Origin of the sequence: Streptomyces sp. NPDC046557, from assembly GCF_040645975.1 — a bacterium.
GTDB lineage: Bacteria > Actinomycetota > Actinomycetes > Streptomycetales > Streptomycetaceae > Streptomyces.
Genome location: NZ_JBEYZH010000009.1, coordinates 1,082 through 27,080 on the forward strand (window position 1 = coordinate 1,082; position 25,999 = coordinate 27,080).

Below are 25,999 nucleotides of genomic sequence, written 5' to 3' on the forward strand. Positions count from 1 at the left end.
TGGTGACCGTCCGAGTTACCCGCGTCGTGATGACCGTGGTGACCGTCCGACGGGTGGTGGTTTCCAGCGTCGTGATGACCGTGGTGGTGACCGTCCGAGTTACCCGCGTCGTGATGACCGTGGTGACCGTCCGACGGGTGGTGGTTTCCAGCGTCGTGATGACCGTGGTGGTGACCGTCCCAGCTATCCGCGCCGTGACGACGACCGTGGTGGGCGTCCCGCCGGTGGTGGTTTCCAGCGTCGCGATGACCGTGGTGGCGACCGTCCCAGTTACCCGCGCGGCGACGAACGCGGTGACCGCGGCGGCGACCGTGGTGGGTTCCGTGGTGGCCGTGATGACCGCGGTGGCGACCGCGGTGGCTATCGTGGCCGCGACGACCGTGGTGGCGACCGCGACTTCCGCGCCGACCGCGACCGCGACCCGGTCAAGCGGCTTCCGATCGACGAGGACATCACCGGTCACGAGATCGACGCCGATGTGCGTCAGGAGCTCCTGAGCCTGCCCAAGGGTCTGGCCGAGGAGGTCTCGCGCAACCTGGTCATGGTGGCCCGGCTGATCGACGAGGACCCCGAGCAGGCGTACGCGTACGCCCGTATCGCCCTGCGCCTCGCCTCCCGCGTCGCCGCCGTCCGTGAGGCCGCCGGCTTCGCCGCGTACGCCACGCAGAAGTACAGCGAGGCGCTCGCGGAGTTCCGTGCCGCCAAGCGCATGACCGGTTCCGTCGAGCTGTGGCCCGTCATGGCCGACTGCGAGCGCGGCCTCGGCCGTCCGGAGCGGGCGCTGGCGATGGCCGGTGAGCCCGAGGTGCAGAAGCTGGACAAGGCCGGTCAGGTCGAGATGCGTCTCGTGGCTGCCGGTGCCCGGCGGGACATGGGCGAGCTGGACGCCGCCATCGTGACCCTGCAGAGCCCCGAGCTGGCGTCGAACTCCGTGCAGCCGTGGACCGCGCGTCTGCGGTACGCCTACGCCGACGCCCTGCTGGCGGCCGGTCGTGAGGACGAGGCCCGCGAGTGGTTCGCCAAGACCGCCGAGGCCGACAAGGACCAGGCGACGGACGCTTCGGACCGGCTCGCCGAGCTCGACGGGGTCGAGTTCGTCGACGCCGCCGTGCCGGACGACGAGGACGGCGACCTCGAAGACCTCGCGGACGACGACGTCGAACAGGACGACGACGTCGAACAGGACGACGAGGACGTGGACGACGCCGAGGTGGCGGCTGCCGAGCGCGCCGCCGACCAGGCCGAGTACTACGACGAGGACGACGAGGAGTACGAGCCCGTCGACGCCGCCGCCGACGCGGAGCGCGCCGAGGGCCGCGACAAGGCCTGACGGCTGAACTGAAAGGGCGGTACCCCTTCCCGGGGTACCGCCCTTTCGCACGTCCGCGGCCGGTGGCGCGGGGTCAGTCCAGGCTGCGCAGCACCAGGCCCGTCGCCGGCTTGGGGCCGAAGGACGTGGACTTGCGGGGCATGGTGACGCCTTGGCGGGCCAGGTCCCGGACCACATCTTCCCGTACGGGGTGCAGCAGTACCGCCGTGCCGCCGTGGCGTTCGGCCATCTCGACGGTGGCGGCGGCGTCGTGGATGTAGGAGATGTGCTCCGGCTCGTCGGGGATCTGCCACAGGGTGTCGAGGAGGGCGGCGTGCAGGACCGTCGCGTCCAGTCGGCGCCACGCCTCGGGGCGGTCGTGGCGGACGGTGCGTTCGATGAGCGCCGGGTCCGGGTCGGTGACCAGGTGGAAGGTGCCGTCACCGGTGAGCAGGAAGGCGTTGCCGCGTTCCGACGCGTCGGTGAGGGCTTCCAGGGCGAGCGGGAGCGGGCCATCGATCGGGCGGACGCGGAACGATCCGTCGAGCGCGGCCAGCGCCCGCGCCGCCGGGAGCCGGCGCAGCATCCGGTGGATGGCGCGGACCTGGAGCGGGTAGCGGGCGGTGTCCACGAGCAGTACGAGGCCGAAGTCCCAGGCGGTGGGCGAGGGGTGCTCCTGCTGGAGGCGCAGGTACGTCGCCCAGCGGTGGTGCCCGTCGGCGATGAGGGCCTGGCGGTGGCCGAGGTCGGCGGTGACGGCGGCCAGGTCGGCGGGGTCGGTGATGGCCCACAGGCTGTGCCGGAACCCGTCCTCGGTGACCGTGGACAGCAGCGGCTCGCGCTCCGCGGTGCGTTCGATGACCGAGGCCGCGCCCGTCGCGGGGTCGCCGCCGCGGTAGGTGAGGAGGAGGGGTTCGAGGTTCGCGGAGGTGGCGCGCATCAGGCCGGCGCGGTCGGTGACGACGTGCGGCATGACGTCCTCGTGGGGGAGCACGATCCCGTCGGCGGCGGTGGTCAGGGCCAGGGCGCCGATGACTCCGCGCTGGAGCACGCCGGGCTTGCGCTGCTCGTAGACGTACAGGGCGGGCTCGGGGTCGGCGCTGAGGACGCCTTCGGCGAGCCAGTGGCGCAGGGTGCGCGCGGCCTGTTCGTTGCGGGCGGCGGGGGTGTCGGCCTGGGGGAGGATCAGGCGGACGATGTTGTGCGGGTCGGCGGATTCGAGGTAGTCGACTCCGTCGGGTCGTACGACCACGTCGTAGGGCGGTGACGTGACGGCGGCCAGGCTGCCGACGCGCTCGGGGTCATAGCGCAGCCCGTGGAAGGGGATCAGGCGCAGTCCTCGGTCCGCGTTACCAGGTGTGGTCATTGGTGCATGGTAAGACGCGTCTCACGGTGCGGGATGATCGGGGGAGTGCCTGGGCAGGGCACATGCAGACGGATTCGATCGAGGATCGAGTGGACGAGGGAGCGGACACGATGACCGGGCAGAGCAGGACCAGTCCCGCGGGCAGTGAGCGGAGTCTGCACCAGGCGTACGACACGGCCCTGCTGGACCTGGACGGGGTGGTGTACGCGGGCGGCCGGGCCATCGCGCACGCGGTGGAGTCGCTGGGCACCGCCCGCGCGGAGGGCATGCACCTCGCCTACGTCACCAACAACGCGCTGCGGACCCCGGACACCGTCGCGGAGCACTTGTGCGAGCTGGGGATCCCGACCGAGGCGGGCGAGGTGATCACCTCGGCGCAGGCGGTGTCCCGGCTGATCGCCGATCAGGTGGCGCCGGGGTCGAAAGTGCTGGTGATCGGCGGGGAGGGGCTGCGGGTCGCGTTGCGGGAGCGCGGGCTGGTGCCGGTGGAGTCCGCCGACGAGGAGGGCCTGGCGGCGGTCGTGCAGGGGTACGGCGGCCCGGACCTGACGTGGGGGCGGTTCGCGGAGGCGGCGTACGCGGTCAACCGCGGGGTGCCTTGGTACGCGTCGAACACCGACCTGACGATCCCGGGGGCGCGCGGGATCGCGCCGGGCAACGGGGCGGCCGTGGAGGTGGTGCGGATCGCCACGGGCGCGGAGCCGAAGGTGGCGGGCAAGCCGCTGCCCCCGATGCACCGGGAGACGGTGCTGCGAACCGGGGCCGAGCGGCCCCTGGTGGTGGGGGACCGGCTGGACACCGACATCGAGGGCGCGTTCAACGGGGACGTGGACTCGCTGTTGGTGCTGACCGGGGTGACGGACGCGGCGCAGTTGCTGCGGGCCGAACCCAAGCACCGGCCGACGTACGTGGACCGGGACCTGCGCGGGTTGCTGACCGGGCAGCCGGAGGTCGTGGCGGCCGGGGACGGGTTCCGCTGCGGCGCCTGGACGGCGGTCGCGCTGGACGGCGTACTCACCCTGCGCGGGGAGCATGGGGACCCGCTGGACGGGCTCCGGGCGCTGTGTGCGGCGGCCTGGACGGAGGCCGGGGAGGGCTCTTCGACGCTGGATGCGGGGAAGGCGCTGGCGCGGCTCGGGCTGTAGGCGCGACCGGGGGACCCGTCTGGTGCAGGGTAGGCTAACCTAACTTGCGTGTTGGTCGAGAGTCCCCCCGAACCGAGTGCCGCGCCCGTCGCCGCCTCCCGCGCCCGCCATGGCGCCCGCGCGGCCGGTCTGTCGGCCGCGCTCGCGGCGCTGGCGCTGGTCGCGGTCGCGAGCATCGCCGTCGGCGCCAAGCAGATGCCCCTCGACCAGGTCTGGCACGGCCTGTTCCACTACGCGGGAACCCCGAGCGACGTGGTGGTGCGCGACCTGCGGGTCCCGCGGACCCTCCTCGGGGTGCTGGTGGGCCTCGCCCTCGGGCTGTCCGGCGCGGTGATGCAGGCGCTGACCCGCAACCCGCTCGCGGAGCCCGGCATCCTCGGTGTCAACGCGGGCGCCGCCGCCGCCGTCGTCTCGGCGATCAGCTTCCTCGGCGCCTCCTCGCTCAGCGCGTTCGTGTGGTGGGCCTTCCTCGGAGCAGCCGTCGTCTCGGTCGTCGTGTACGTGCTCGGCGGCAGCCGCGGCGCGACCCCGGTGCGCCTCGCGCTCGCCGGTACCGCGGCCAGCGCCGCCCTCGTCGGCTACATCAACGCCGTACAGCTGATGGACAGCAAGGCGCTGGACAAGCTCCGCTTCTGGACGGTCGGTTCGCTGGCGTCGGCCACCATGGACACCGTCCGTGAGGTCGCCCCGTTCCTGCTGGTCGGGGCGGTGCTGGCGCTGTCGCTCGGCCGGTCGCTCAACGCCATGGCGATGGGCGACGACACCGCCCGGGCGCTCGGCGCGAACCTGACACGGACCCGGATCGGCGCCATGGTCGCCATCACCCTGCTGTGCGGGGCGGCGACCGCCGCCTGCGGGCCGATCGTCTTCATCGGGCTGATGATCCCGCACCTGGTACGGCTGTTCACCGGCCCGGACATGCGCTGGGTGCTCGCCTACTCCGCCGTGCTGTCCCCCGTACTGCTGCTGGGCGCCGACGTCATCGGACGGATCGTCACCCGCCCCGCCGAGCTGCAGGTCGGCATCGTCACCGCGCTCGTCGGCGGCCCGGTCTTCATCCACCTCGTCCGGCGCAAGAGGATGGCCCAACTGTGACGCGGACGACGGCGACGAACCCCGGGAAGTCCACGCGGAGCCGGTCGCGGGTGCTGCGCGGACCCGGCGGGACGGCCCTGCGCGTGGAGCCGCGCGCCCTGGCGGCCGGGCTTCTGCTGGCGGCCGTGGCGCTGGTCATGGCGGTCGTACTGATCGGCACCGGCGACTTCGAGATCGCGCCCTGGGACGTGGTGCGGACGCTGCTGGGCCGGGGCGGTCCCGCCGACGACTTCATCGTCAACGACCTGCGGCTGCCACGGGTGTTGGTCGCGCTGCTCGTCGGGGCGTCGCTCGGGATGGCCGGCGCTGTCTTCCAGTCCGTGTCCCGCAACCCGTTGGGCTCCCCGGACCTGCTGGGCTTCGGCTACGGGTCGGCGGTCGGCGCGCTCACCGCCATCATCGTCTTCCACGGCGGCTCCGCCGCGGTGGCGGCGGGGGCGGTGGTCGGTGGCCTGCTGACGGGCGCCGCCGTCTACCTCCTGGCGTACAAACAGGGCATCCACGGCTACCGGCTCGTGCTCGTCGGCATCGGCGCCTCCGCGATGCTCATCGCCCTCATCCAGTACCTGCTGACCAAGGCGAAACTCGTCGAGGCGACCCGGGCGATGGTCTGGCTGACCGGCTCGCTGGCCGGCCGGGACTGGTCGCAGGTGTGGCCGCTGCTGGCGACCTGCGCGGTGGTGTTCCCGCTCGTCCTCGGGCAGGGCAGGGCGCTGCGGATGATGGAGATGGGCGACGACGCCGCGCACGCCTTGGGCGTCCGGGTGGAACGGAGCCGGCTGCTGCTGATGGCGGCGGCGATCGTACTGACCACGGCCGCCGCCGCCGCGGCCGGCCCCATCAGCTTCGTCGCGCTCGCCGCGCCCCAGTTGGCCCGGCGCCTGACCCGCTCGCCGGGGCCGAACCTGCTCACCGGCGCCCTGATGGGGGCCGTGGTGTTGCTGGTGTCGGACTGGGCCTCGCAACGGGCCTTCGGGGCGGACCAGTTGCCGGTGGGCGTGGTGACCGGGCTGGTCGGCGGTGTCTACCTGCTCTGGCTGCTCGTCACCGAGCGCAAGGCGGGACGTGTATGAGCGACGCAAGGAGTGGGCAAGTGAACCAACGGTTGACCGCGCGGAACGTGACCCTCGGCTACGACCGGAGGGTCATCGCCGAGGACCTCTCGGTGGAGATCCCCGACCATTCCTTCACGGTGATCGTCGGACCCAACGCCTGCGGCAAGTCCACGTTGCTGCGTGCCCTGGCCCGGATGCTGAAGCCGTCGGCCGGGCAGGTCCTGCTGGACGGCCAGGCCATCGCCTCGCTGCCGGCGAAGCAGGTGGCCAGGACCCTCGGCCTGCTCCCGCAGTCCTCGATCGCGCCCGACGGGATCACCGTCGCCGACCTCGTCTCCCGTGGCCGCCACCCCCATCAGGGGCTGCTGCGGCAGTGGTCGCGGCAGGACGAGCGGGTCGTCGCCGAGTCGATGGCCGCGACCGGGGTCGCGGAACTGGCCGGCCGGGCCGTGGACGAGCTGTCGGGCGGGCAGCGCCAGCGCGTGTGGATCGCGATGGCGCTGGCCCAGCAGACCCCGCTGCTGCTGCTCGACGAGCCGACCACGTATCTGGACATCCAGCACCAGCTCGATGTCCTCGACCTGTGCGCCGAACTGCACGAGAGCCAGGGGCGGACGCTGGTGGCGGTGCTGCACGACCTCAACCACGCCGCCCGCTACGCCACGCACCTGATCGCGCTGCGCGGCGGGGTCGTCGTGGCCGAGGGGCCGCCGGCCGAGGTGGTCACGGCCGAGCTGGTGCAGGAGGTGTTCGGGCTGCGCTGCCAGATCATCGAGGATCCGGAGACCGGTACGCCCCTGGTGATCCCGGCCGCCCGGAAGGCGCGCGCGCGACAGTCAGCCTGAAACGGGGTTCGGGGCGGCACCGGGCCCGGACGGGAACCGGGGCCCGGGGCCGATCCGGCCCCGGGGCTCAGAGCAGGCTCTTGAGACGGAGCAGATCACGGAAGCCGGCCTCCAGCCGGACCCGGCCCGAGGCCCAGGCACGGGCGAACCTCAGCTCGCCCGCGACCATCGCGACCAGGTCGTCGCCCGTCATCGCGAGCCGGATCTCCGCCTTGCCGGCGGGCGGCCCCGGGGTGAGCGCGTCGACCCGGATCCGGCCGCCTTCGAGGCGGCCCCTGAACGTCTGGTCCAGGTCGGTGATGTGGCAGCTGAGGGAGCGGTCGAGCGCGACCGCGCCGCGCACGTCGCCGTCGGCGCGGGCCAGGTTGTCTGAGAGTCGGTCGAGTGCTTCGCGGCACTCCTCGGTGGTAGCCATCGTGATCACGACCGTACCGCAGAGCCATACGTGGTCGCGGGGCGCTTCGCGGTAGCGTCGGAGCATGACCGACGAAGCACCGGAAGCCGCCGCGGACACCCCCGAGGCCCCCGCCGAGCCCGCCGGGCCCGCGCCGCTGGGCGTCGAACGCACCGCCACCGGCCACGCCGGGGTCGACGGTCTCCTGGAGCGGCTGGCGGCCGTCGACCATCTCACGGCGGACGGACACGTCGAGGTGTACGAGGATGTGCACAGGGGGTTGCGCGACGCGCTGACCGCGCTGGACGCACCGCCCGTCCCCGGACCGTACGAAAACAGGAGCTGAACCGAACGTGGCAGGAGTGGCACGCCGCCGCCTGGACGCCGAACTGGTACGCCGCAGCATGGCCCGCTCACGGGAGCACGCGGCCCAGCTGATCGCCGCGGGCCGGGTGACCGTGGGCGGCACCACCGCCACCAAGGCGGCCACCCAGGTCGAGACCAGCGCGGCCCTCGTCGTCCTCAAGGACGACAGCGACCCCGACTACGTCTCCCGGGGCGGCCACAAGCTGGCCGGCGCCCTCGCGGCCTTCCAGCCGCAGGGCCTGGTCGTCGAAGGCCGCCGGGCGCTGGACGCCGGCGCCTCCACGGGCGGTTTCACCGACGTGCTGCTGCGCGCCGGAGTCGCCCACGTGATGGCCGTGGACGTCGGTTACGGGCAGCTCGCCTGGTCCCTGCAGAGCGACGACCGGGTCACCGTCAAGGACCGGACCAACGTCCGCGAGCTGACCGTCGAACTGCTCGACGGCGCCGAGGTGGACCTCGTCGTCGGCGACCTGTCCTTCATCTCCATCGGCCTGGTGCTGCCCGCGCTCGTACGGTGCTGCGCGCCCGGCGCGGACCTGGTGCTGATGGTCAAGCCGCAGTTCGAGGTCGGCAAGGACCGGCTGGGCAGCGGCGGGGTGGTGCGCAGCCCCGAGCTGCGCGCGGAGGCCGTACGGGACGTGGCGGCGCAGGCGTGGAAGTTGGGGCTGGGGGTGCTCGGGGTGACCGCGAGCCCGCTGCCCGGGCCGTCGGGCAACGTCGAGTACTTTCTGTGGCTGCGGGCGGGGGCACCGGCACTCGACCCGGGGGATGTCGATCGTGCAGTGGCGGAGGGGCCGCAGTGACCGATGCAGCGGGAACAGCAGGAGCGGGAACGTCAGGAGCGGGCGGGACGGGTTCGACGGCGGGGCGGACCGTCTTCCTCGTCGCGCACACCGGGCGGCCGGCGGCCATCCGCAGCGCCGAGCTGGTGGTGCAGGGGCTGCTGAAATCGGGGCTGGGGGTACGGGTCCTCGCCGACGAGGCGGTGGACCTGCCGTTGCCGCCCGAGGTGGAGCTGGTGGCCGAAGGGACGCCCGGGGCCCTGGAGGGGTGCGAGCTGCTCATCGTGCTGGGCGGCGACGGGACCCTGCTGCGCGGTGCGGAGTTCGCGCGGGGCTCGGGGGTGCCGATGCTAGGCGTCAACCTGGGCCGGGTGGGATTCCTCGCCGAGGCCGAGCGGGACGACCTGGACAAGGTCGTGGACCGGGTGGTGACGTGCGCGTACGAGGTCGAGGAGCGGATGACCATCGACGTGCTCGTGCGGACCAACGGCGACGTGGTCCACCGGGACTGGGCGCTGAACGAGGCCGCCGTCCAGAAGGTGTCGCCGGAGCGGATGCTGGAGGTGGTCCTGGAGATCGACGGGCGTCCGGTGTCCGGTTTCGGCTGCGACGGGATCGTCTGCGCGACGCCGACGGGCTCGACGGCGTACGCCTTCTCGGCGGGCGGGCCGGTGGTCTGGCCGGAGGTGGAGGCGCTGCTGATGGTGCCGATCAGCGCGCACGCGCTGTTCGCGAAGCCGTTGGTGACCTCGCCCGACTCGGTGCTGGCGGTGGAGGTGCAGACCGGCACCCCGCACGGGGTCCTGTGGTGTGACGGGCGGCGCACGCTGGAGCTGCCGGCCGGGGCGCGGGTGGAGGTCCGGCGCGGGACGGTACCCGTGCGGCTCGCCCGGCTGCACCACGCGTCCTTCACCGACCGGCTGGTGGCCAAGTTCGCCCTGCCCGTGTCGGGCTGGCGCGGGGCCCCGCATTAGCCCGCTATTAGCACATCCGTTCGGGAAACTCTCGAAGGGTGACGTCACATGGCACCGGTGAAACCTCGGTATCGTCGTCCCGTGCTTGAGGAGATGCGGATACGGTCGCTCGGGGTCATCGACGACGCGGTGGTCGAGCTGTCGCCCGGTTTCACCGCGGTGACCGGCGAGACCGGCGCGGGCAAGACGATGGTCGTCACCAGCCTCGGGCTGCTGCTCGGCGGTCGCGCCGACCCGGCCCTGGTGCGGATCGGGTCCAAGGCGGCCGTGGTCGAGGGTCGCGTCGTGCTGCCGCCGGGCGCCCCCGCCGCCCTGCGGGCCGAGGAGGCCGGGGCGGAACTCGACGACGGCGCCCTGCTGATCAGCCGGACCGTCTCCGCCGAGGGCCGCTCGCGCGCCCACGTCGGAGGACGCTCCGTGCCCGTCGGCCTGCTCGCCGAACTCGCCGACGACCTCGTCGCCGTCCACGGACAGACCGACCAGCAAGGACTGCTGCGCCCGGCCCGGCAGCGCCAGGCGCTCGACCGGTACGCCGGGGACGCCGTCGCCGTCCCCCTGGAGAAGTACACCGGTGCCTACCGGCGGCTGCGCGCGGTCGCCGTCGAGCTGGAGGAGATCACCACCCGGGCCCGGGAACGCGCCCAGGAGGCGGACCTGCTGCGGTTCGGGCTGGACGAGATCGCGGCCGTCGAACCGCTGCCCGGCGAGGACGCCGAACTGGCGGCGGAGGCCGAGCGGCTCGGCCACGCCGAATCGCTCGCCTCGGCCGCGCAGGCCGCGCATGCCGCCCTCGCCGGCAACCCCGAGGACCCCGAGGGCATCGACGCAAACACGCTGGTCGCGGGCGCGCACCGGGCGCTGGAGTCCGTACGGGCCCACGACCCGGCGCTCGGCGCGCTCGCGGAACGCATCGGTGAGCTGGGCATCCTGCTGGCCGATGTGGCCGGGGAACTCGCCGGGTACGCCGACGACCTCGACGCCGACCCGCTGCGGCTGGCCGCGGTGGAGGAACGCCGGGCGGCCCTCACCCAGCTCACCCGCAAGTACGGGGACTCCGTCGACTCCGTCCTCCAGTGGGCCCAGCAGGGCTCCGCGCGGCTACTGGAACTGGACGGCGACGACGAGCGGATCGCGGAGCTGACCGCCGAGCGGGACGGACTGCGGACCGAACTCTCCCAGCTCGCGCAGGCACTGACGGACGCCCGGGTGGAGGCGGCCTCGCGGTTCGCCTCCGACGTCACGGCCGAGCTGGCCTCGCTGGCGATGCCGCACGCCCGGGTCACCTTCGACATCCGCCAGACCGAGGACCCCGAGGGGGTAGAGGTCGACGGGCGGTCCGTCGCGTACGGGCCCTCGGGCGCGGACGAGGTGGAGCTGCTGCTGGCCCCGCACCCCGGCGCGCAGCCCAGGCCGATCGCCAAGGGCGCCTCCGGCGGTGAGCTGTCGCGCGTCATGCTGGCGGTGGAGGTCGTCTTCGCCGGATCCGACCCGGTACCGACGTACCTCTTCGACGAGGTCGACGCGGGCGTCGGCGGCAAGGCTGCCGTGGAGGTCGGGCGGCGGCTCGCGAAGCTGGCCCGCTCGGCGCAGGTCGTCGTCGTCACCCACCTGCCGCAGGTGGCGGCCTTCGCCGACCGGCAGCTGCTGGTGGAGAAGACCGTCGACGGATCGGTGACGCGCAGTGGGGTCACCGTCCTGGAGGGCGAGGACCGGATCCGCGAACTCTCGCGGATGCTGGCCGGCCAGGAGGACTCGGTGACGGCGCGCGCGCACGCCGAGGAACTGCTGGCCGCCGCCCGCGCGGACGCCTAGCCCGTCGCGGGTGTAGCCCGTGTGGGTGAGGCTGGGGGGCGTACGGCGGTATCTCCGGCGGGATCCGCACCCGTATGGTCCCGGAACGCGCGTGCGGACTGGCATTCTGGGCCACGTCTCTGACTCCCTCACCCTGGAGCTTCGGCCCGTGAGCAGCTCCCCGGTTTCGCCACCCGCCTCCGCGCAGCCGTACGGGCGGGAACCGCTGCGTACCGTCCAGGTCCTCGGCGGCGCGGGCGCGGGGAGCTGTGCGCACGTGCGCTCCCTCGCGACGGGGCTCGCCGCCCGGGGCGTACGGGTGACGGTGTGCGCCCCCGTCGAGGCGGAGGGCACGTACGACTTCACGGGCGCCGGGGCCGAGTTCACGCCCGACGCGGCGGCCGCCCTGCGGGCCGCCTGCGCGGGGGCCGACCTGGTGCACGCGCACGGGGTGCGGGCCGGGATGCGGGCCGCGCTGGCGCTGCGCGGGGACCGGCGAGGGCGACGGGTACCGCTGGTGGTGACCTGGCACGGGGGCGCCCCCGAGCCGGCGGGCCCGCTCGGGCGGGTGAGCCGGCTGCTGGAACGGCACGTGGCGCGGGCGGCGTCGGTGGTGCTGGGCGCCTCCTCCGACCAGGTCGACCTGGCGCGGTCGCGCGGGGCGCGGGACGCGCGGCTGGCGGCGGTGGCCGTACCGGGGGCGGCGGGGCCGGAACCGGTGGAGCCCGAGAAGATCCGGGCGGAACTGGGCGCGGTGGAACGGCCGTTACTGATCGCGGTGGGCAGCCTGGTGGCGCGGCGCGGGTACGGGTTGCTGCTGGAGGCGGCGCGGGAGTGGCGGGCGCTGGACCCCGTACCGTTGCTGGTGATCGCGGGGGAGGGGCCGCTACGGGCGGAACTGTCCCGGCGCATCGGGGCGGAGGCCCTCCCGGTGCGGCTGCTGGGGCGGCGTCGGGACGCCGACCGGCTGCTGGCGGCAGCGGATGTCGCGGTGCTCCCGAGCCGCTGGGAAGGCCGGTCGCTGCTGGCACAGGAGGCCCTGCGGGCCGGGGTGGCACTGGTGGCGACGCGGGTCGGGGGAGTCCCGGAACTGGTGGGAGAAGCGGCGGTGCTGGTGCCGTACGGGGACGCGGGGGCGCTGGCGGACGCGGTGACGGCCCTCCTCGCCGACCCGGGCCGCCGGGCGGGGCTCGCCGAGGCGGGGCGGGCCCAGGCGGCGACGTGGCCGTCGGAGGACGAGACGGTGGCGCAGGTCCTGTCGGTGTACGACGAGCTGATGGACCGCCGGCGGCTTTAGCCCCGGTCGAGGCGGGCGGGCCGCGCGTATCGGCCTCGCCGGCGTTTGAGGCGCGGGGCCCGGGGCGCAGCCCCGGGACGACGGCGCGCAGCGGCGCCCCGGCCGGGCCCGGCCCCCGCCGGACGGAGTCCGGCGCAGCGGCCCGAAGCCCGGGAGGCCCGCTGGGGCCGAGGGGTGCCGGGGGCGCCTCAGGAAGGCGGGGGCGCGTCAGGAAGAGGGCGGCGTGGCCACGTGGCGGCGGGCGCGGAGGGCCAGGCTGAGGGAGAGGACGGTTTCGGGATCGTCCAGGTCCGTGCCCAGGAGCTCCGAGATGCGCGCCAGGCGGTTGTAGAGCGTCTGACGGTTCAGGTGGAGTTCGCGCGCCGTCTCCGCCTTGCGGCCCGCGTGGGCCAGGTACGTCTCCAGCGTCGGCAGCAGCGGCGGGCGCGAGGCCGCGTCGTGGACCCGCAGCGCCCCGATCGCGCGGTCCACGAACGCCGCCAGGTCGGGGTGTTCCCGCAGCCGCCACAGCAGCAGGTCGATGTCCAGGCGGCGCGCGTCGTACCAGGGCCGGGCCGGCAGGCCGTGGGCGGCCGTGGCCGTCTCCGCCGCGTGGCGCAGGCCGGCCGAGGCCGCGGTCCAACTGCCGGGCACGCCGACGACCACCGCCGGCGGCGCCCCCGCCCGGTCCAGGCCCGCGCGTTCCACGCCCGCCCGCAGCGCGGCCGCCACCCGGTCCGCGACCGCGGTGCGCTCCGACTCGGCCCGCAGGGACACCAGCAGCGGCACCCGGCCCTCCACCGGCCGCACCCCCAGCAGCACCGGCACGCCGACCGCCGACAGCTCCTCCAGCACCGCCCGGGCCAGCACCGCCCAGTTCCCCGACGGGCCCAGGTCGGAGGAGAGCCGCATGACCACCGGCAGGAGCGGCCCCGCGCCGCCGGGCTTGAACCCGAGGACGCGGGCCTGAGCCGGGGCGTCCTCCGCCGAGATGCGCCCCTCGGCCAGGTCGGTCAGGAAGTCGCCCCGGCCGCGCGCGGCCAGCTCGTCCTCCTGACGGGCCTGCATCAGGACCACCGCCAGCACGCCCGCCGTCCGCTCCGCCGCCATCCGGTGGACGGGCAGCAGCGGGGAGGAGACGCCCAGCAGGACGACCCGCGCCCGCACCGAGCCCGTTCCGGGGCCGCCGCCCGGGACGTCGACGACCACCGTGTTGGCGGACGGCTGCGCCTCGCGCTGACCGCGCAGGCCCTCCCACACCTGGAGCGGGTCCGCGGCGGCGTCGCCGCCCGCCGGACCGGCGGCGTACAGCAACTGCCCGTCCGGAGTCTCCAGGAAGACGGGGTTGGCCGTGAAATCGGCCAGGATGCGCAGCACCTGGGGGATACCGCCACCGCCCAGCAGCGCCTCCGTACATCGCCGGTGGACTTCCTCGGCGCGCTGGAGCAGGGCGTAGTGGCCGTTGACGATCTCGGTGTGGACCTCCTCCGTCACCGTCACGAAGGGGACTTCCCGGTGGAGCTGGACGAGCGGCAGACCGGCGGCGCGGGCGGTCTCGACGATCGTCGCGGGTAGCCGGCTGAACCGCGGTCCCAGCTCGACGACGAGCGCGGCGATCCCCCGGTCCGCGAGGCGCCGTACGAAGGCGCGCTGCTCGGCGGGCCGGGTGCCCAGGCCCAGGCCGGTGGTCAGCAGCAGTTCCCCGCCCTTGAGCAGGGACGCGATGTTGGGGACCTCGCCCGCGTGCACCCAGCGCACCGTGCGGCCCAGGCGGTCGGCACAGGCCACGACCTCCGGCAGTCCGCTGCGCAGTCCCGGCAGTTCCAGCGCCCGCTGAACCGTGATGCCGCCCTGATTGTCCATATCGCGGGACGGTACCGCCCACCGCGTTCCGGGCACATCACCGGGCGGTTTCGAAGCCCGATCTGTCCCCTTCCGGCCCGACAACTCGTATGGCACGCAAGGAGATTATCGGACCGCTTGCCGATTGTGGTGTGCGTCACTCGCCGACAGAGTGGCGCCCCACCCGACAGGAACGAGGACGGCATGAGCAAAGACCTCACCGGCACCCCACCCACGGCGGCCGCGGCACCCCGGGTCCAAAGGCTGAAGGCCAACTCCGTCGGCCTCGTCGGGGTGGTCTTCATGGCCGTCGCCACGGCCGCGCCGATCACCGCGATGACCGGCAACCTCCCCATCGCGGTCGGCTTCGGCAACGGCACCGGAGCCCCCGCCGGCTACCTCTTCGCGACCGCCGTGCTCACCGTTTTCGCCGTCGGCTACGTCGCCATGGCCAAGCGCATCACGGCCGCCGGCGCGTTCTACGGGTACATCTCGCACGGCCTCGGCCGGATCGCCGGCATGGCCTCCGGCATGCTCGCGGTCCTCGCCTACATCGTCTTCGAGGCGTCGATCGTCGGGGTGTTCTCGTACTTCGCCAAGACGACCGTCCACGCGCAACTCGGCGTCGACCTGCCCTGGGTCCTCTACGCCGCCGCGATGCTCGCCGTCACCGCCGTCCTCGCGCACTTCGACATCAACCTCACCGCGAAGGCCCTCGGAGTGATGCTGGTCGCCGAGATCGCCGTGCTCTTCGCCGTCGCCACCGCCGTCCTGATCGCGGGAGGCGGCCCCGACGGCATCCCCGTCGAGCCGGTCAACCCGAAGAACGCCTTCACCGGAGCCTCCGCCGGCCTGGGCCTCTTCTTCGCCTTCTGGTCCTGGGTCGGCTTCGAGTCCACCGCGATGTACGGGGAGGAGTCCCGCGACCCGAAGCGCGTGATCCCCAAGGCGACGCTGATCTCCGTCGTCGGCGTCGGCCTCTTCTACATCTACGTCTCCTGGATGACCATCGCCGGCAACGGCCTGGCCAAGTCCGTGGAACTCTCCGCCTCCGCGAGCCCGCTCGACCTGTTCTTCGCGCCCACCGAGACCTTCATCGGCGGCTGGGCCGTCAACGCCTTCCAGTGGCTGCTGCTGACCGGCTCGTTCGCCTGCGGCATGGCGTTCCACCAGTGTGCCGCCCGCTACCTGTACGCCATCGGCCGCGAGGGCTTCCTGCACCCCGCCCTCGGCCGTACGCACGTCAAGCACGGCTCGCCCTACATCTCCTCGGTCGTGCAGACCGCCATCGCCACCGCGCTGGTCGCGCTGTTCTGGCTCACCGGCCAGGACCCGTACATCCACCTCTACACGCTGCTCGCGATCCTCGGCACGATGGCGATCCTCATCGTCCAGACGCTGTGTTCCTTCGCCGTGATCGGCTACTTCCGCAAGAACCACCCCGAGGACCGGCACTGGTTCAAGACGTTCACGGCCCCGCTGATCGGCGGGATCGCGATGGCCGCCGTGGTCGTCCTGCTGGTGGTCAACATGGAGACCGCCGCCGGGCTCGCCGCCGACTCGTTCTTCTTCACCCTGATCCCGTGGATCGTCGGCGTCGTCTTCTTCGGCGGCCTGGGCCTGGGCCTGTGGCTGAAGATCAAGGCCCCCGAGCGCTACGAGATCATCGGCCGCGTCGTGCTGGAGGACTCCGCCGAACGCGCCGAAGAGGCCGCCCCCGCCGCGGTGACCGTCCGCTGACCGAAAGCGTCGCCCACCCCAGCGTGCCCCACCGACAAGGAGTCCCCGCCATGGCCCGTACGACCCAGATGCACGCGCTCCGCCGGCTCGCCGCAGAGCACGCGGCCGCCCGCCGCCTCGCCCTCCCGGTCGAGGAGGTCCGCGGCCTCGGCCGCCGCGAACTGCTCGGCCGCGCCGCCGCCCTCGGTCTCGGAACCGTCCTCGCCTCCTCCGCCGGCGCGTACGCCGCCGAGTCCGCCCCCGCCCCGAAGCCGCCCGTCTCACCGGCCCGCGTCGCCGTCGTCGGCGCCGGCATATCAGGCCTCACCGCGGCCCTGACCCTCCAGGACGCGGGCGTGGCCTGCACGCTCTACGAAGCCAACCCGAGCCGGGTCGGCGGCCGCATGTACAGCCAGCGCACGCACTGGGCGTACGGCCAGACCTCCGAGATCGGCGGCGAGCTGATCGACACCAGCCACAAGAAGATCCTGGAGCTCTGTCGACGCTTCAACCTCCCCGTCGAGGACTTCCTCGGCGGCGGGCCGAACGGCGCCGAGGAAATCCTCTGGCTGGGCGGCACCTACTACCCGCGCACCCAGGCCGACGAGGACTTCAAGGCCGTCTACCAGGCGCTGCACCGCGACCTCCAGGATGCCGGCGAGGTGTCCTGGAACTCCGCGACCCCCGCCGGCGTCGCCCTCGACGACATGACCCTCTACGACTGGATCGAGTCCCGCGTCCCGGGCGGCCACTCCTCGCAACTCGGCCGCTTCATCGACGTGGCCTACAACGTCGAGTACGGCGCCGACACCACCCGGCAGTCCGCCCTCGCCCTAGTCCTGCTGATGGGGTACCAGTCCAACCCGGGCAACTTCAACGTCTGGGGCCTGTCCAACGAGCGCTACCACATCATCGGGGGCAACGACCGGCTCCCCAACGCCATCGCCCAGGCGCTGCCCGCCGGTTCGCTCGTGATGGGGCGTGAGCTGCTCGCCGTGAAGGTGGCGGCCGACGGCACCCAAACGCTGACCTTCAACGACTCGGGGTCCGTCCGCACGGTCGTCGCCGACCACACCATCCTGTGCGTGCCCCTGCCGATCCTCCAGCGGATCGACCTGTCCGGGGCGGGCTTCGACCCGCTGATGAAGAACCTGCTGCGCGACGCCCGCATGGGCTACTGCACGAAGCTGAACATGCAGTTCACCGCCCGGCCCTGGCGCGGCACCGGCCCCTGGCCCGGAGTCTCGGCCGGCGACTGCTTCACCGACTCGCCCGTCCAGCAGGTCTGGGACACCACCAAGGTCCAGCCGGGCACGGGCGGCATCCTGCTCCAGTACGGCGGGGGCAGCCTCGCCGGGGCGCTCACCCCCGGCTCGCCGTTCGCCACCGAGACCGACCCGTACGTGCGCGACCTCGCGGGCCGGGTCCTGACCGGCGTGGACGCCTTCTTCCCCGGAACCAAGGCCGTGTGGAACGGGCGCGCCCAACTGTCGGCCTGGCACAAGAACCCGTACTCGCTGGGCGCCTACTCGTACTGGCCCACGAGCTACCTGCACCGGTACGCCAAGTACGAGGGCACGGCGCAGGGCCGCGTCCACATCGGCGGCGAGCACTGCAGCTACGACTTCCAGGGGTTCATGGAAGGCGGCGCCACCGAGGGCGAGCGGGCGGCGCGGGAGGTGATCACCGCGCTGTCCTAGCGCCTGTGCGCGGGCCCCTACGTCGGCCTGATGTTGTGGTTGAAACGGAAGACGTTGTCCGGGTCGTACTCCCGCTTCACCGCACCCAGTCGGGCCAGGTTCTCGGCGCCGAGACCCGCCGCCACCCGCTCGGGACCCTCGTCGCCGGTGAAGTTGAGGTACACCGCGCCGGTGCTCCACGGCCGGGCGTCGGCGCGGACGTCCTTGACCCACTGCCGGCACCGCTCGTCGTCGGCCGGGTCCTCCCAGATGCCGAAGGGGTGCACGGCCCAGGGCGCGTCGCGGTACGGCACCGGCCAGTCCCGCGGGCCGGAGGCGACGGCGCCGCCCTGCGGCAGGACCAGGTGCTGGGTGCCCGTCGGCACCGGCATGGACTCCCCGGCGGCGCAGAAGACGTCCACGAACTCGTCCGGCAGCCCGGTCAGGTACTCCGCCGACCAGTAGTTCCGCATGCCGGGCGGATCGTCGATCATGCATTGGAGATCGGCGTACGGGATGGCCGTCACCATCTCGACCTCGTGCGGGATCGCGAGCAGCGGCTCGGCGAGCTTGCGGACCTCCTCCTCGGGGCCGGTGTAGGTCACCAGCGCGCCCGCCAGCAGTTGTCCGACCAGGTGCGGCGGTACGAACTCCGCGGGCGGCCCGGTCAGGTAGACCGCCGCCCCGCTCACCTCGGGGGGTCCGGCCTCGACGACATCGCGGAAGGCGCGGAGCACCGCGTTCCCGTGCTCGGGCAGGTAGAGCAGGAACGCCATGGACATGGCCGGCAGGTCGTGCAGGCGCAGGGTCAGCGAGGTGGCGACGCCGAAGTTCCCGCCGCCGCCGTGCAGGGCCCAGAACAGCTCGGGGTTCTCGTCGGCGGTGGCCTCCACCACGCCGCCGTCCGCCGTGACCAGTTCCGCGCCCAGCAGGTTGTCCACGGCCAGCCCGAACTTCCGGTCCAGCCAACCGCTCCCGCCGCCCAGGACGAAGCCGCCCACCCCGGTCGTGGAGGCCCGGCCGCCGGTGGTCGCCAGGTCGTACGGCCCGCAGGCCCGGTCCAGGTGGCTCATCGTGGCCCCGCCCTCGACCCGTACGGCCTTCGCCGCCGGGTGGACGGTCACCTCGTGCATCCGGCGCAGGTCGATGACCACACCGCCGTCGTTGACGGACATCCCGGCGACGCTGTGACCACCGCCGCGCACCGCGACGTGCAGGTCCAGGTCCCGCGCGAAACGCACGGCGGTGACGACGTCGGAGACGCCCTCGCACTGGGCGATGACCGCCGGCCGCCGGTCGATCATCGCGTTGAAGACGGTGCGGGCCTCGTCGTAGCCGGGATCTCCGGGGGCGAAGACCTCCCCGGCAAGATCCTCGCGGAGCGCGGCCAGCGCGTCGGCCGCCTTGGAGAAGGGCGCCATGACCCACCCCTCCTTCCCTGGAGGGCGAAGAGGGCGAAGAACCCTTCCAGCCTAGGCGGGGGCCACCGTCCCGGCGCGGCGGAGCGCGCCGGGACGGACGGATGGAGCGCGCCGGGACGGGCGTCAGCCCCCGTAGGCACCGCTGGCCGTCAGCCGCAGCGCCGTGTCGATCAGCGGAACGTGGCTGAACGCCTGGGGGAAGTTGCCCACCTGCCGCTGGAGCTTGGGGTCCCACTCCTCGGCCAGCAGCCCCAGGTCGTTGCGCAGCGACAGCAGCTTCTCGAAGAGCCGGCGGGCCTCGTCGACCCGGCCGATCATCGCGAGGTCGTCGGCCATCCAGAACGAGCAGGCCAAGAACGCCCCCTCGTCGCCCTCCAGGCCGTCGACCCCGGCGTCCTCGCCGGCCGTCGGGTAGCGCAGGATGAAACCGTCGGAGGTGGACAGCTCGCGCTGGATCGCCTCGATGGTGCCGATTACCCGCTTGTCGTCGGGCGGCAGGAAGCCCATCTGCGGGATCAGCAGCAGGGAGGCGTCCAGTTCCTTCGACCCGTAGGACTGGGTGAAGGTGTTGCGCTCCTTGTCATAGCCCTTCTCGCACACGTCGGCGTGGATCTCGTCGCGCAACTCGCGCCAACGCTCCAACGGGCCGTCCACGTCGCCGCTCTCGATGAGCTTGACCGTGCGGTCCACCGCGACCCACGCCATCACCTTCGAGTGCACGAAGTGGCGGCGCGGCCCGCGCACCTCCCAGATGCCCTCGTCCGGCTCGTTCCAGTGCGTCTCCAGGTAGCGGATCAGCTTCAACTGGAGCACCGACGCGTAGTCGTTGCGGGCCAGGCCCGTCATGTGGCCGAGGTGCAGGGCCTCGGTGACCTCGCCGTACACGTCGAGCTGCAGTTGGTGGGCGGCGCCGTTGCCGACGCGCACCGGGCGGGAGTTCTCGTAGCCCGGCAGCCAGTCCAGCTCGGTCTCGCCGAGCTCCCGCTCGCCCGCGATCCCGTACATGATCTGCAGGTTCTCCGGGTCGCCTGCGACCGCGCGCAGCAGCCAGTCCCGCCAGGCCGACGCCTCGTCGCGGTAGCCGGTGCGCAACAGCGAGGAGAGGGTGATCGCCGCGTCCCGGAGCCAGGTGTAGCGGTAGTCCCAGTTGCGGACGCCGCCGATCTCCTCCGGGAGGGAGGTGGTCGGCGCGGCGACGATCCCGCCCGTGGGGGCGTACGTCAGCGCCTTGAGCGTGATCAGGGAGCGGACCACCGCCTCCCGGTAGGGGCCGTGGTAGGTGCAGTGTTCGACCCAGTCCCGCCAGAAGTCGGCGGTGGCCTCCAAGGCCGCTTCGGCGTCCGGGCTGTCGGGGGCGCCCTTGTGGGAGGGCTGCCAGCTGATGGCGAAGGTCACCCGGTCGCCCGGCCCGACGGTGAAGTCGGAGTAGGTCGTGAGGTCCTTGCCGTAGGTCTGCGCGTCGGTGTCCAGCCAGACCGAGTCCGGGCCGGCGACCGCCACGGTGCGACCGTCCACCTTGTGCACCCAGGGCACGATCCGCCCGTAGGAGAAGCGCATCCGCAGGGCGGAGCGCATCGGGACACGGCCGCTGACCCCCTCGACGATGCGGATCAGCTGCGGGGCGTGGTCCTCGCGGGGCGGCATGAAGTCGATGACGCGGACGGTCCCCCGCGGCGTGTCCCACTCCGATTCCAGCACCAGGGAGTCACCGCGATAGCGCCGGCGGTCGGCCCGGGGGGCCGGGGTGCCGGACGGGACCGCGGGACCGACCCGCCAGAACCCGTGTTCCTCGGTGCCGAGAATGCTCGCGAAGACAGCATGGGAGTCGAAGCGTGGCAGGCATGCCCAGTCCACGGCCCCGTCCCGGCAGACCAGAGCCGCGGTCTGCATGTCGCCGATCAGTGCGTAATCCTCGATGCGCCCGGACACGTTGCATCTCCAGTCGAACAGCCACGTCCGCCCCTGAGGGCGCTTGCAATGCGCGGATGCGCGGTCTCTTGTGTGTAGGGATCCCCGCGTCGAGCCTAGATTGCCGGACGTGGCGTGGTTACACCGTATGCCGGACTGCTCGGCGGCGATGTGCAGCGATATTCGAGCAGGATATGTCGGCAGACTAGTGATCTCCTTAAGCCCCGGGACAATACGACTCGGCCGAATGGGTGACCAGGGCGGATACCCCGGCCGGGTGGGTCCCAACCGGGGGCGGCGAGGGGTCGGCGGGCGTCGCCGGAGGCGGACCGGTCCGGGCGCTGATAGGCTGGTACCCCGTGGACCGGTGGTCTGCCTGTGCGAACCAGGAGCCCCGAAACCGCAGCTTCGGCGCCCCCTGAGACCCTTCCGGATCTCCGCGGGACGGCGCCGGACGCACCTCACCTCGCGACCACGGGAGCCCCCTCTTGGCTATGCCGCCCGCTGCTTTTCGAAACAGCACAGCCATGACGACCAAGCACATCTTCGTCACCGGGGGTGTCGCTTCGTCCCTCGGCAAGGGCCTGACGGCCTCCAGCCTGGGTGCGCTGCTGAAGGCGCGCGGCCTGCGGGTCACGATGCAGAAGCTCGACCCGTACCTGAACGTCGACCCGGGCACGATGAACCCCTTCCAGCACGGCGAGGTGTTCGTCACCAACGACGGCGCCGAGACCGACCTGGACATCGGCCACTACGAGCGTTTCCTCGACGTCGACCTCGACGGCTCGGCCAACGTCACGACCGGGCAGGTCTACTCCACGGTCATCGCCAAGGAGCGGCGCGGCGAGTACCTCGGTGACACCGTGCAGGTCATCCCGCACATCACCAACGAGATCAAGCACCGCATCCGGCGGATGGCGACCGACGACGTCGACGTCGTCATCACCGAGGTCGGCGGCACCGTCGGCGACATCGAGTCGCTGCCGTTCCTGGAGACCGTCCGCCAGGTCCGCCACGAGGTCGGCCGCGACAACGTCTTCGTCGTGCACATCTCGCTGCTCCCCTACATCGGCCCGTCCGGCGAGCTGAAGACCAAGCCGACCCAGCACTCGGTCGCGGCGCTGCGCAACATCGGCATCCAGCCCGACGCGATCGTGCTGCGCGCCGACCGCGAGGTCCCGACCTCCATCAAGCGCAAGATCTCGCTGATGTGCGACGTCGACGAGGCCGCGGTCGTCGCCGCGATCGACGCCAAGTCGATCTACGACATCCCGAAGGTGCTGCACACCGAGGGCCTGGACGCCTATGTCGTCCGCAAGCTCGACCTGCCCTTCCGCGACGTCGACTGGACGGTGTGGGAGGACCTGCTGGACCGGGTCCACAACCCCGACCACGAGGTCAAGGTCGCGCTCGTCGGCAAGTACATCGACCTGCCCGACGCCTACCTGTCGGTGACCGAGGCGCTGCGCGCCGGCGGCTTCGCCAACCGGGCCCGCGTCCAGATCAAGTGGGTCACCTCCGACGACTGCAAGACGCCGGAGGACGCCGCCGCGCAGCTCGGCGACGTCGACGCGATCTGCGTGCCCGGCGGCTTCGGCGACCGGGGCGTCAACGGCAAGGTCGGCGCGATCACCTACGCCCGCGAGAACAAGATCCCGCTGCTGGGCCTGTGCCTGGGCCTGCAGTGCGTGGTCATCGAGGCCGCGCGCAACCTGGCGGGCATCGAGGACGCGAACTCCACCGAGTTCGACGCCTCCACCCCGCACCCGGTCATCTCGACCATGGAGGAGCAGCTGGCCTTCGTCGAGGGCGCGGGCGACCTGGGCGGCACCATGCGCCTCGGCATGTACCCGGCCAAGCTCGCCGAGGGCTCGATCGTGCGCGAGGTCTACGGAGACCAGGCGTACGTGGACGAGCGCCACCGCCACCGCTACGAGGTGAACAACGCCTACCGCGGCGAGCTGGAGAAGAAGGCCGGCCTGGTCTTCTCCGGAACCTCCCCGGACAACAAGCTCGTCGAGTACGTCGAGTACCCGCGCGAGGTCCACCCCTACCTGGTGGCCACCCAGGCCCACCCGGAGCTCCGCTCCCGCCCGACCCGACCGCACCCGCTGTTCGCGGGCCTGGTGAAGGCCGCGGTGGAGCGACAGCAGTCGGCGAAGTGATCGCTTAAGCGCATAACGTAGGCAGCCGGGGCACGCGATCGTGCCCCGGCTGTCGCGTTTCTCCGGAAGGTACTGGGCATGGGGATGACCATGGACAACGACAACGGCATCGGCACCGGCATCGCGGACACACCGGAGTCCTGGGAGGTCGTCGCCTCGCGGACCCCGTTCCAGGGCGCGAAGACGGCGGTCCGCTCGGAGCAGGTGCGGATGCCGGACCGGGCGGTGGTCCGCCGCGACTACCAGGTCCACCCCGGCTCCGTGTGCGTCCTGGCGGTCGACGAGGAGCAGCGCGTCCTGATCCTCAGGCAGTACCGACACCCGGTGCGGCACAAGCTGTGGGAACTGCCCGCGGGACTGCTGGACGTGCCCGGCGAGAACCCGCTGCGCGCGGCGCAGCGGGAACTGTACGAGGAGGCGCACGTCGAGGCCCGGGACTGGCGGGTGCTGGTCGACTTCTTCTCCAGCCCCGGCGGCTCCGACGAGGCGATCCGGATCTTCCTCGCCCGGGACCTCGCGCAGGCCGAGGGGGAGCGCTTCGAGGTGTCCGAGGAGGAGGCCGACATGGAGTTGGCCCGGGTCCCGCTGGAGGAGCTGGTGGACCGCGTACTCGCGGGCGAACTCGGCAACCCCGGCCTGGTGAACGGGGTCCTCGCCCTGTCCGCCGCCCTCGCCCGAGACGGCGGGACCGACGCGCTGCGTCCGGCCCTCGCGCCTTGGCCGGCCCGCCCGTTCGAGGCGTAGGAAGCGGCCGCTGGGCCGGATGGGCCGCTGATGTGACGATCGGCTGATCCGATCGGGCGATCTACCCGCCGCGCTCCACACGGACCGTCGCTCTGCGTGAACTACGCTCGGCAACCCTAGGGCAGGGAGAGGAGCGGATCCGTGACGGATTTCGTCGGGCGGCGGCGTGAGCTCAAGGAGCTGCGCGAGGACATCGCGCGGACCGGACTCGACACCCTCTCGGGCCGCAAGGCCAAGGCCCCCCGCGCGCGGGTGCTCCTCATCGCCGGACGCCCGGGTTCGGGACGCACGGCGCTGGCCGAGGAGCTCGTACGGGAGGTCCGTGACCAGTACCCCGACGGGCTGCTGAAAGTACGGCTCACCCTGCCCGGCGGCGGAACCGTCGCCACCGAACGGGCGGTGCGGACCCTGCTGGAAGGGCTGGGGCGGCCCACCCCGCCCGGCGCCGGCGAGGACGACCTCAGCTCCGCCCTGCGCACCGCGCTCAAGGGCAAGCGGGCCGTCCTGCTCGTCGACGACGCCGCCGATCCGCACCAGGTCGACGCGCTGCTGCCCGATACCCCCGAGTGTCTGGTCGTCGTCACCGCCCAGGGGCCCCTCACCGGGATTCCGGATGTCCGCCCCTGCACCCTCGGAGGGCTCGACACCCCCTCGGCGGTCAAGATGCTCGCCGGTGGCATCCGGGACACCCGGATCACGGTCGATCCGCTCGCCGCCGAGGCCCTCGCCCAGGAGTGCGGCGGTCAGCCCGCCGCGCTGAAGCTGGCCGGTGGCTGGCTCGCCGCGCATCCGCAGGCATCCGTCGCCGACGTGGCCAAGCAGCTCCACGACATGCCGCCCGGCACCGACGGACCGCTCGGGCGGGCCTTCCGGCTCGTCTACGAGTCCCTGCCGCAGCCCGCCCAGCGCACCCTGCGGCTGCTTCCGCTCGCGCCCGCCGGGATCATCGACTCCCACACCGCCTCGGCCCTCGCCGGCTGCTCCGTCGCCGCCGCCCAGTCCACACTGGAGGACTTCGCCGGGCTGGGCCTCGTACGGCACGCCCAGGACGGACTGTTCCTGCTGCCGGGTTGCCTGGCGCCGCTGCTGCGGGCGCTGCTGGAGACCAAGGAGCGTCCGGCCGAGGTGCAGCTGGCCCGGGCCCGGATGCTGGAACGGACCGTACGGTTGCTGGGCTCCTGCCGGGCGATGGCCGCGGACGACGAGGACCACCTGCGGGAGCGGCTGGACGGGCTGCCCCGTGCGCTGCGCTTCCCCGACCGGCGTGCGGCGGCCACCTGGCTGGACACCCGGCTGCCCGCCCTGGCCGCCTCGGCCTCCCTCGCGGTGGCCGACGGCGAGCTGGACACCCTTGCCCGACGGCTGGTCGCAGCCCTCGTACGGGCCCTGGCCGAGCACCGCGGCACCGCCGCCGCCGCGCCCGAGCTGTACGGGCTGCACCGCCTGGTCCTGGGTGTCGCCGAGCGCCGGGGCCTGCACCGGGAGCGGGCCGCGGCGCTGCTGAACCTGGCCGATCTGGACGCCGAGACGGGCCGCACCCGGGAGGCCCTGGAGCGGTATCGGGCCGCGCTGGACGCCGGAAAGGCGGCGAACGACCCCTACGCGACGGGCCGCGCGATGGAATCCGTAGGGGGTGCCTACCAGGAGCTGGCGGACTGGCACCGGGCCTGCGACTGGTTCGGCCGGGCCCTGTCCCAGGCACTCGCCCGGGGGGAGCGCGCGGACGAGGCGAGGTTGTACGGCCGGCTGGGCAACGTACACACCTACGCGGGCCGGTACGGGGACGCGCTGCGCAGTTGGCGGGCGGCCGCGGCGGGGTACCGGAAGCTGGCCGATGTCCCGGGCCAGGCAAAGGCGTTGAGCGAGATGGCGCGCATTCAGGAGTACGCCGGCAGGCCCGCGGAATCGCTGCACACCTGCCGTCAGGCGGTGGAGCTGGCGCGCAAGGCGGGAGACCTGCGACTCCAGGCCGCACTTCAAGTCCGGCTGGCCGACACGCTCGACCGGCTCGGCGACCCGGCGGCCGCCCGACTGCACAGGTCCGCGGCTGACAGATTGCTCGGAGACGACCCCGCAGCCTGCGAAATCCGCAGTGATTCCGACTAAGATTATTTGTTTGCAAG

21 protein-coding genes are annotated in these 25,999 nt (G+C 72.9%); 16 read left to right on the forward strand and 5 right to left on the reverse strand.

The window, feature by feature from the left end; all coding sequences use genetic code 11:
- Positions 1-497 (forward strand): hypothetical protein (locus ABZ934_RS18055; protein WP_361313871.1); only part of this gene is annotated, 497 nt, incomplete at its 5' end.
- Positions 479-1,330, forward strand: a complete 852-nt coding sequence (locus tag ABZ934_RS18060) for a hypothetical protein (RefSeq protein ID WP_361313874.1) — start codon at positions 479-481, stop codon at positions 1,328-1,330. The genes ABZ934_RS18055 and ABZ934_RS18060, both read left to right, overlap by 19 nt.
- A 73-nt stretch (positions 1,331-1,403) precedes the next feature.
- On the opposite strand, the gene ABZ934_RS18065 is transcribed toward ABZ934_RS18060, so the two are convergent.
- The gene (locus tag ABZ934_RS18065) at positions 1,404-2,675 is read right to left on the reverse strand and encodes a DUF1015 domain-containing protein (protein ID WP_361313876.1); all 1,272 of its coding nucleotides are present in this window, start codon (positions 2,673-2,675) and stop codon (positions 1,404-1,406) included.
- Positions 2,676-2,785: 110 nt separating this feature from the next.
- Here ABZ934_RS18065 and ABZ934_RS18070 point away from each other — a divergent pair, with 110 nt between their 5' ends.
- Genes ABZ934_RS18070 through ABZ934_RS18085 form a run of 4 tightly spaced genes read left to right on the forward strand, consistent with a single transcriptional unit; the run spans position 2,786 to position 6,815 of the window.
- Complete coding sequence (locus ABZ934_RS18070) at positions 2,786-3,820, forward strand: HAD-IIA family hydrolase (protein WP_361313879.1); 1,035 nt, start codon at positions 2,786-2,788, stop codon at positions 3,818-3,820.
- Between the two features lie 48 nt (positions 3,821-3,868).
- Positions 3,869-4,915: an iron chelate uptake ABC transporter family permease subunit gene (locus ABZ934_RS18075; protein ID WP_361313881.1), complete on the forward strand. Its 1,047-nt coding sequence runs from the start codon at positions 3,869-3,871 to the stop codon at positions 4,913-4,915.
- Positions 4,912-5,988: an iron chelate uptake ABC transporter family permease subunit gene (locus ABZ934_RS18080; RefSeq protein ID WP_361313884.1), complete on the forward strand. Its 1,077-nt coding sequence runs from the start codon at positions 4,912-4,914 to the stop codon at positions 5,986-5,988. Before ABZ934_RS18075 ends, ABZ934_RS18080 begins: the two co-directional genes overlap by 4 nt.
- A complete protein-coding gene (locus tag ABZ934_RS18085; protein WP_361313887.1) occupies positions 5,985-6,815 on the forward strand; it encodes an ABC transporter ATP-binding protein in 831 nt (276 codons plus the stop codon). Before ABZ934_RS18080 ends, ABZ934_RS18085 begins: the two co-directional genes overlap by 4 nt.
- A gap of 67 nt (positions 6,816-6,882) precedes the next feature.
- Here the strand turns inward: ABZ934_RS18085 and ABZ934_RS18090 are convergent, their stop codons facing one another.
- On the reverse strand, positions 6,883-7,230 hold the full coding sequence (locus tag ABZ934_RS18090) for a sterol-binding protein (RefSeq protein ID WP_361314322.1): 348 nt from the start codon (positions 7,228-7,230) through the stop codon (positions 6,883-6,885).
- Between the two features lie 64 nt (positions 7,231-7,294).
- Between ABZ934_RS18090 and ABZ934_RS18095 the strand changes: the two genes are divergently transcribed.
- The 5 genes from ABZ934_RS18095 (at position 7,295) to ABZ934_RS18115 (ending at position 12,419) form a co-directional block, all read left to right on the forward strand.
- Positions 7,295-7,555 (forward strand): hypothetical protein, encoded by a 261-nt coding sequence (locus tag ABZ934_RS18095; protein WP_361313889.1) that lies wholly within the window; start codon positions 7,295-7,297, stop codon positions 7,553-7,555.
- A gap of 7 nt (positions 7,556-7,562) precedes the next feature.
- Positions 7,563-8,378, forward strand: a complete 816-nt coding sequence (locus tag ABZ934_RS18100) for a TlyA family RNA methyltransferase (RefSeq protein WP_361313892.1) — start codon at positions 7,563-7,565, stop codon at positions 8,376-8,378.
- Positions 8,375-9,331: an NAD kinase gene (locus tag ABZ934_RS18105; RefSeq protein WP_361313894.1), complete on the forward strand. Its 957-nt coding sequence runs from the start codon at positions 8,375-8,377 to the stop codon at positions 9,329-9,331. Before ABZ934_RS18100 ends, ABZ934_RS18105 begins: the two co-directional genes overlap by 4 nt.
- 93 nt (positions 9,332-9,424) lie before the next feature.
- Positions 9,425-11,143 carry a DNA repair protein RecN gene (gene recN / locus ABZ934_RS18110; RefSeq protein ID WP_361314325.1) on the forward strand — a complete coding sequence of 573 codons (1,719 nt, stop codon included), beginning with the start codon at positions 9,425-9,427 and terminating at the stop codon, positions 11,141-11,143.
- Between the two features lie 148 nt (positions 11,144-11,291).
- Positions 11,292-12,419 carry a glycosyltransferase family 4 protein gene (locus ABZ934_RS18115; RefSeq protein ID WP_361313897.1) on the forward strand — a complete coding sequence of 376 codons (1,128 nt, stop codon included), beginning with the start codon at positions 11,292-11,294 and terminating at the stop codon, positions 12,417-12,419.
- A gap of 207 nt (positions 12,420-12,626) precedes the next feature.
- On the opposite strand, the gene ABZ934_RS18120 is transcribed toward ABZ934_RS18115, so the two are convergent.
- Positions 12,627-14,261, reverse strand: a complete 1,635-nt coding sequence (locus tag ABZ934_RS18120; RefSeq protein WP_361313900.1) for a PucR family transcriptional regulator — start codon at positions 14,259-14,261, stop codon at positions 12,627-12,629.
- 183 nt (positions 14,262-14,444) lie between these two features.
- Between ABZ934_RS18120 and ABZ934_RS18125 the strand changes: the two genes are divergently transcribed.
- A complete protein-coding gene (locus tag ABZ934_RS18125; protein ID WP_361313902.1) occupies positions 14,445-15,980 on the forward strand; it encodes an APC family permease in 1,536 nt (511 codons plus the stop codon).
- A 50-nt stretch (positions 15,981-16,030) separates the two neighbouring features.
- Positions 16,031-17,659 (forward strand): FAD-dependent oxidoreductase, encoded by a 1,629-nt coding sequence (locus ABZ934_RS18130; protein WP_361313905.1) that lies wholly within the window; start codon positions 16,031-16,033, stop codon positions 17,657-17,659.
- A 17-nt stretch (positions 17,660-17,676) separates the two neighbouring features.
- Here the strand turns inward: ABZ934_RS18130 and ABZ934_RS18135 are convergent, their stop codons facing one another.
- Together ABZ934_RS18135 and ABZ934_RS18140 are read right to left on the reverse strand one after the other, a co-directional pair.
- Positions 17,677-19,059 carry an FAD-binding oxidoreductase gene (locus ABZ934_RS18135; RefSeq protein ID WP_361313907.1) on the reverse strand — a complete coding sequence of 461 codons (1,383 nt, stop codon included), beginning with the start codon at positions 19,057-19,059 and terminating at the stop codon, positions 17,677-17,679.
- A gap of 123 nt (positions 19,060-19,182) precedes the next feature.
- Positions 19,183-20,988: a glycoside hydrolase family 15 protein gene (locus ABZ934_RS18140; protein ID WP_361313910.1), complete on the reverse strand. Its 1,806-nt coding sequence runs from the start codon at positions 20,986-20,988 to the stop codon at positions 19,183-19,185.
- A gap of 473 nt (positions 20,989-21,461) precedes the next feature.
- Between ABZ934_RS18140 and ABZ934_RS18145 the strand changes: the two genes are divergently transcribed.
- The 3 genes from ABZ934_RS18145 (at position 21,462) to ABZ934_RS18155 (ending at position 25,982) form a co-directional block, all read left to right on the forward strand.
- Positions 21,462-23,132: a CTP synthase gene (locus ABZ934_RS18145; protein ID WP_361314327.1), complete on the forward strand. Its 1,671-nt coding sequence runs from the start codon at positions 21,462-21,464 to the stop codon at positions 23,130-23,132.
- A 78-nt stretch (positions 23,133-23,210) separates the two neighbouring features.
- Positions 23,211-23,876, forward strand: a complete 666-nt coding sequence (locus tag ABZ934_RS18150) for an NUDIX hydrolase (RefSeq protein ID WP_361313913.1) — start codon at positions 23,211-23,213, stop codon at positions 23,874-23,876.
- A 141-nt stretch (positions 23,877-24,017) separates the two neighbouring features.
- Positions 24,018-25,982 carry an AAA family ATPase gene (locus ABZ934_RS18155; protein WP_361313916.1) on the forward strand — a complete coding sequence of 655 codons (1,965 nt, stop codon included), beginning with the start codon at positions 24,018-24,020 and terminating at the stop codon, positions 25,980-25,982.
- Positions 25,983-25,999 lie beyond the last annotated feature (17 nt).

Excerpts from the sequence above, each read along its gene's own strand:
- ABZ934_RS18065 (WP_361313876.1), bottom strand. The coding sequence starts at position 2,675 with ATGACCACACCTGGTAACGCGGACCGAGGACTGCGCCTGATCCCCTTC.
- ABZ934_RS18130 (WP_361313905.1), top strand. The coding sequence starts at position 16,031 with ATGGCCCGTACGACCCAGATGCACGCGCTCCGCCGGCTCGCCGCAGAG.
- ABZ934_RS18145 (WP_361314327.1), top strand. The coding sequence starts at position 21,462 with ATGCCGCCCGCTGCTTTTCGAAACAGCACAGCCATGACGACCAAGCAC.
- ABZ934_RS18135 (WP_361313907.1), bottom strand. The coding sequence starts at position 19,059 with ATGGCGCCCTTCTCCAAGGCGGCCGACGCGCTGGCCGCGCTCCGCGAG.
- ABZ934_RS18070 (WP_361313879.1), top strand. The coding sequence starts at position 2,786 with ATGACCGGGCAGAGCAGGACCAGTCCCGCGGGCAGTGAGCGGAGTCTG.
- recN (WP_361314325.1), top strand. The coding sequence starts at position 9,425 with ATGCGGATACGGTCGCTCGGGGTCATCGACGACGCGGTGGTCGAGCTG.
- ABZ934_RS18125 (WP_361313902.1), top strand. The coding sequence starts at position 14,445 with ATGAGCAAAGACCTCACCGGCACCCCACCCACGGCGGCCGCGGCACCC.
- ABZ934_RS18095 (WP_361313889.1), top strand. The coding sequence starts at position 7,295 with ATGACCGACGAAGCACCGGAAGCCGCCGCGGACACCCCCGAGGCCCCC.
- ABZ934_RS18150 (WP_361313913.1), top strand. The coding sequence starts at position 23,211 with ATGGGGATGACCATGGACAACGACAACGGCATCGGCACCGGCATCGCG.
- ABZ934_RS18120 (WP_361313900.1), bottom strand. The coding sequence starts at position 14,261 with ATGGACAATCAGGGCGGCATCACGGTTCAGCGGGCGCTGGAACTGCCG.
- ABZ934_RS18085 (WP_361313887.1), top strand. The coding sequence starts at position 5,985 with ATGAGCGACGCAAGGAGTGGGCAAGTGAACCAACGGTTGACCGCGCGG.
- ABZ934_RS18090 (WP_361314322.1), bottom strand. The coding sequence starts at position 7,230 with ATGGCTACCACCGAGGAGTGCCGCGAAGCACTCGACCGACTCTCAGAC.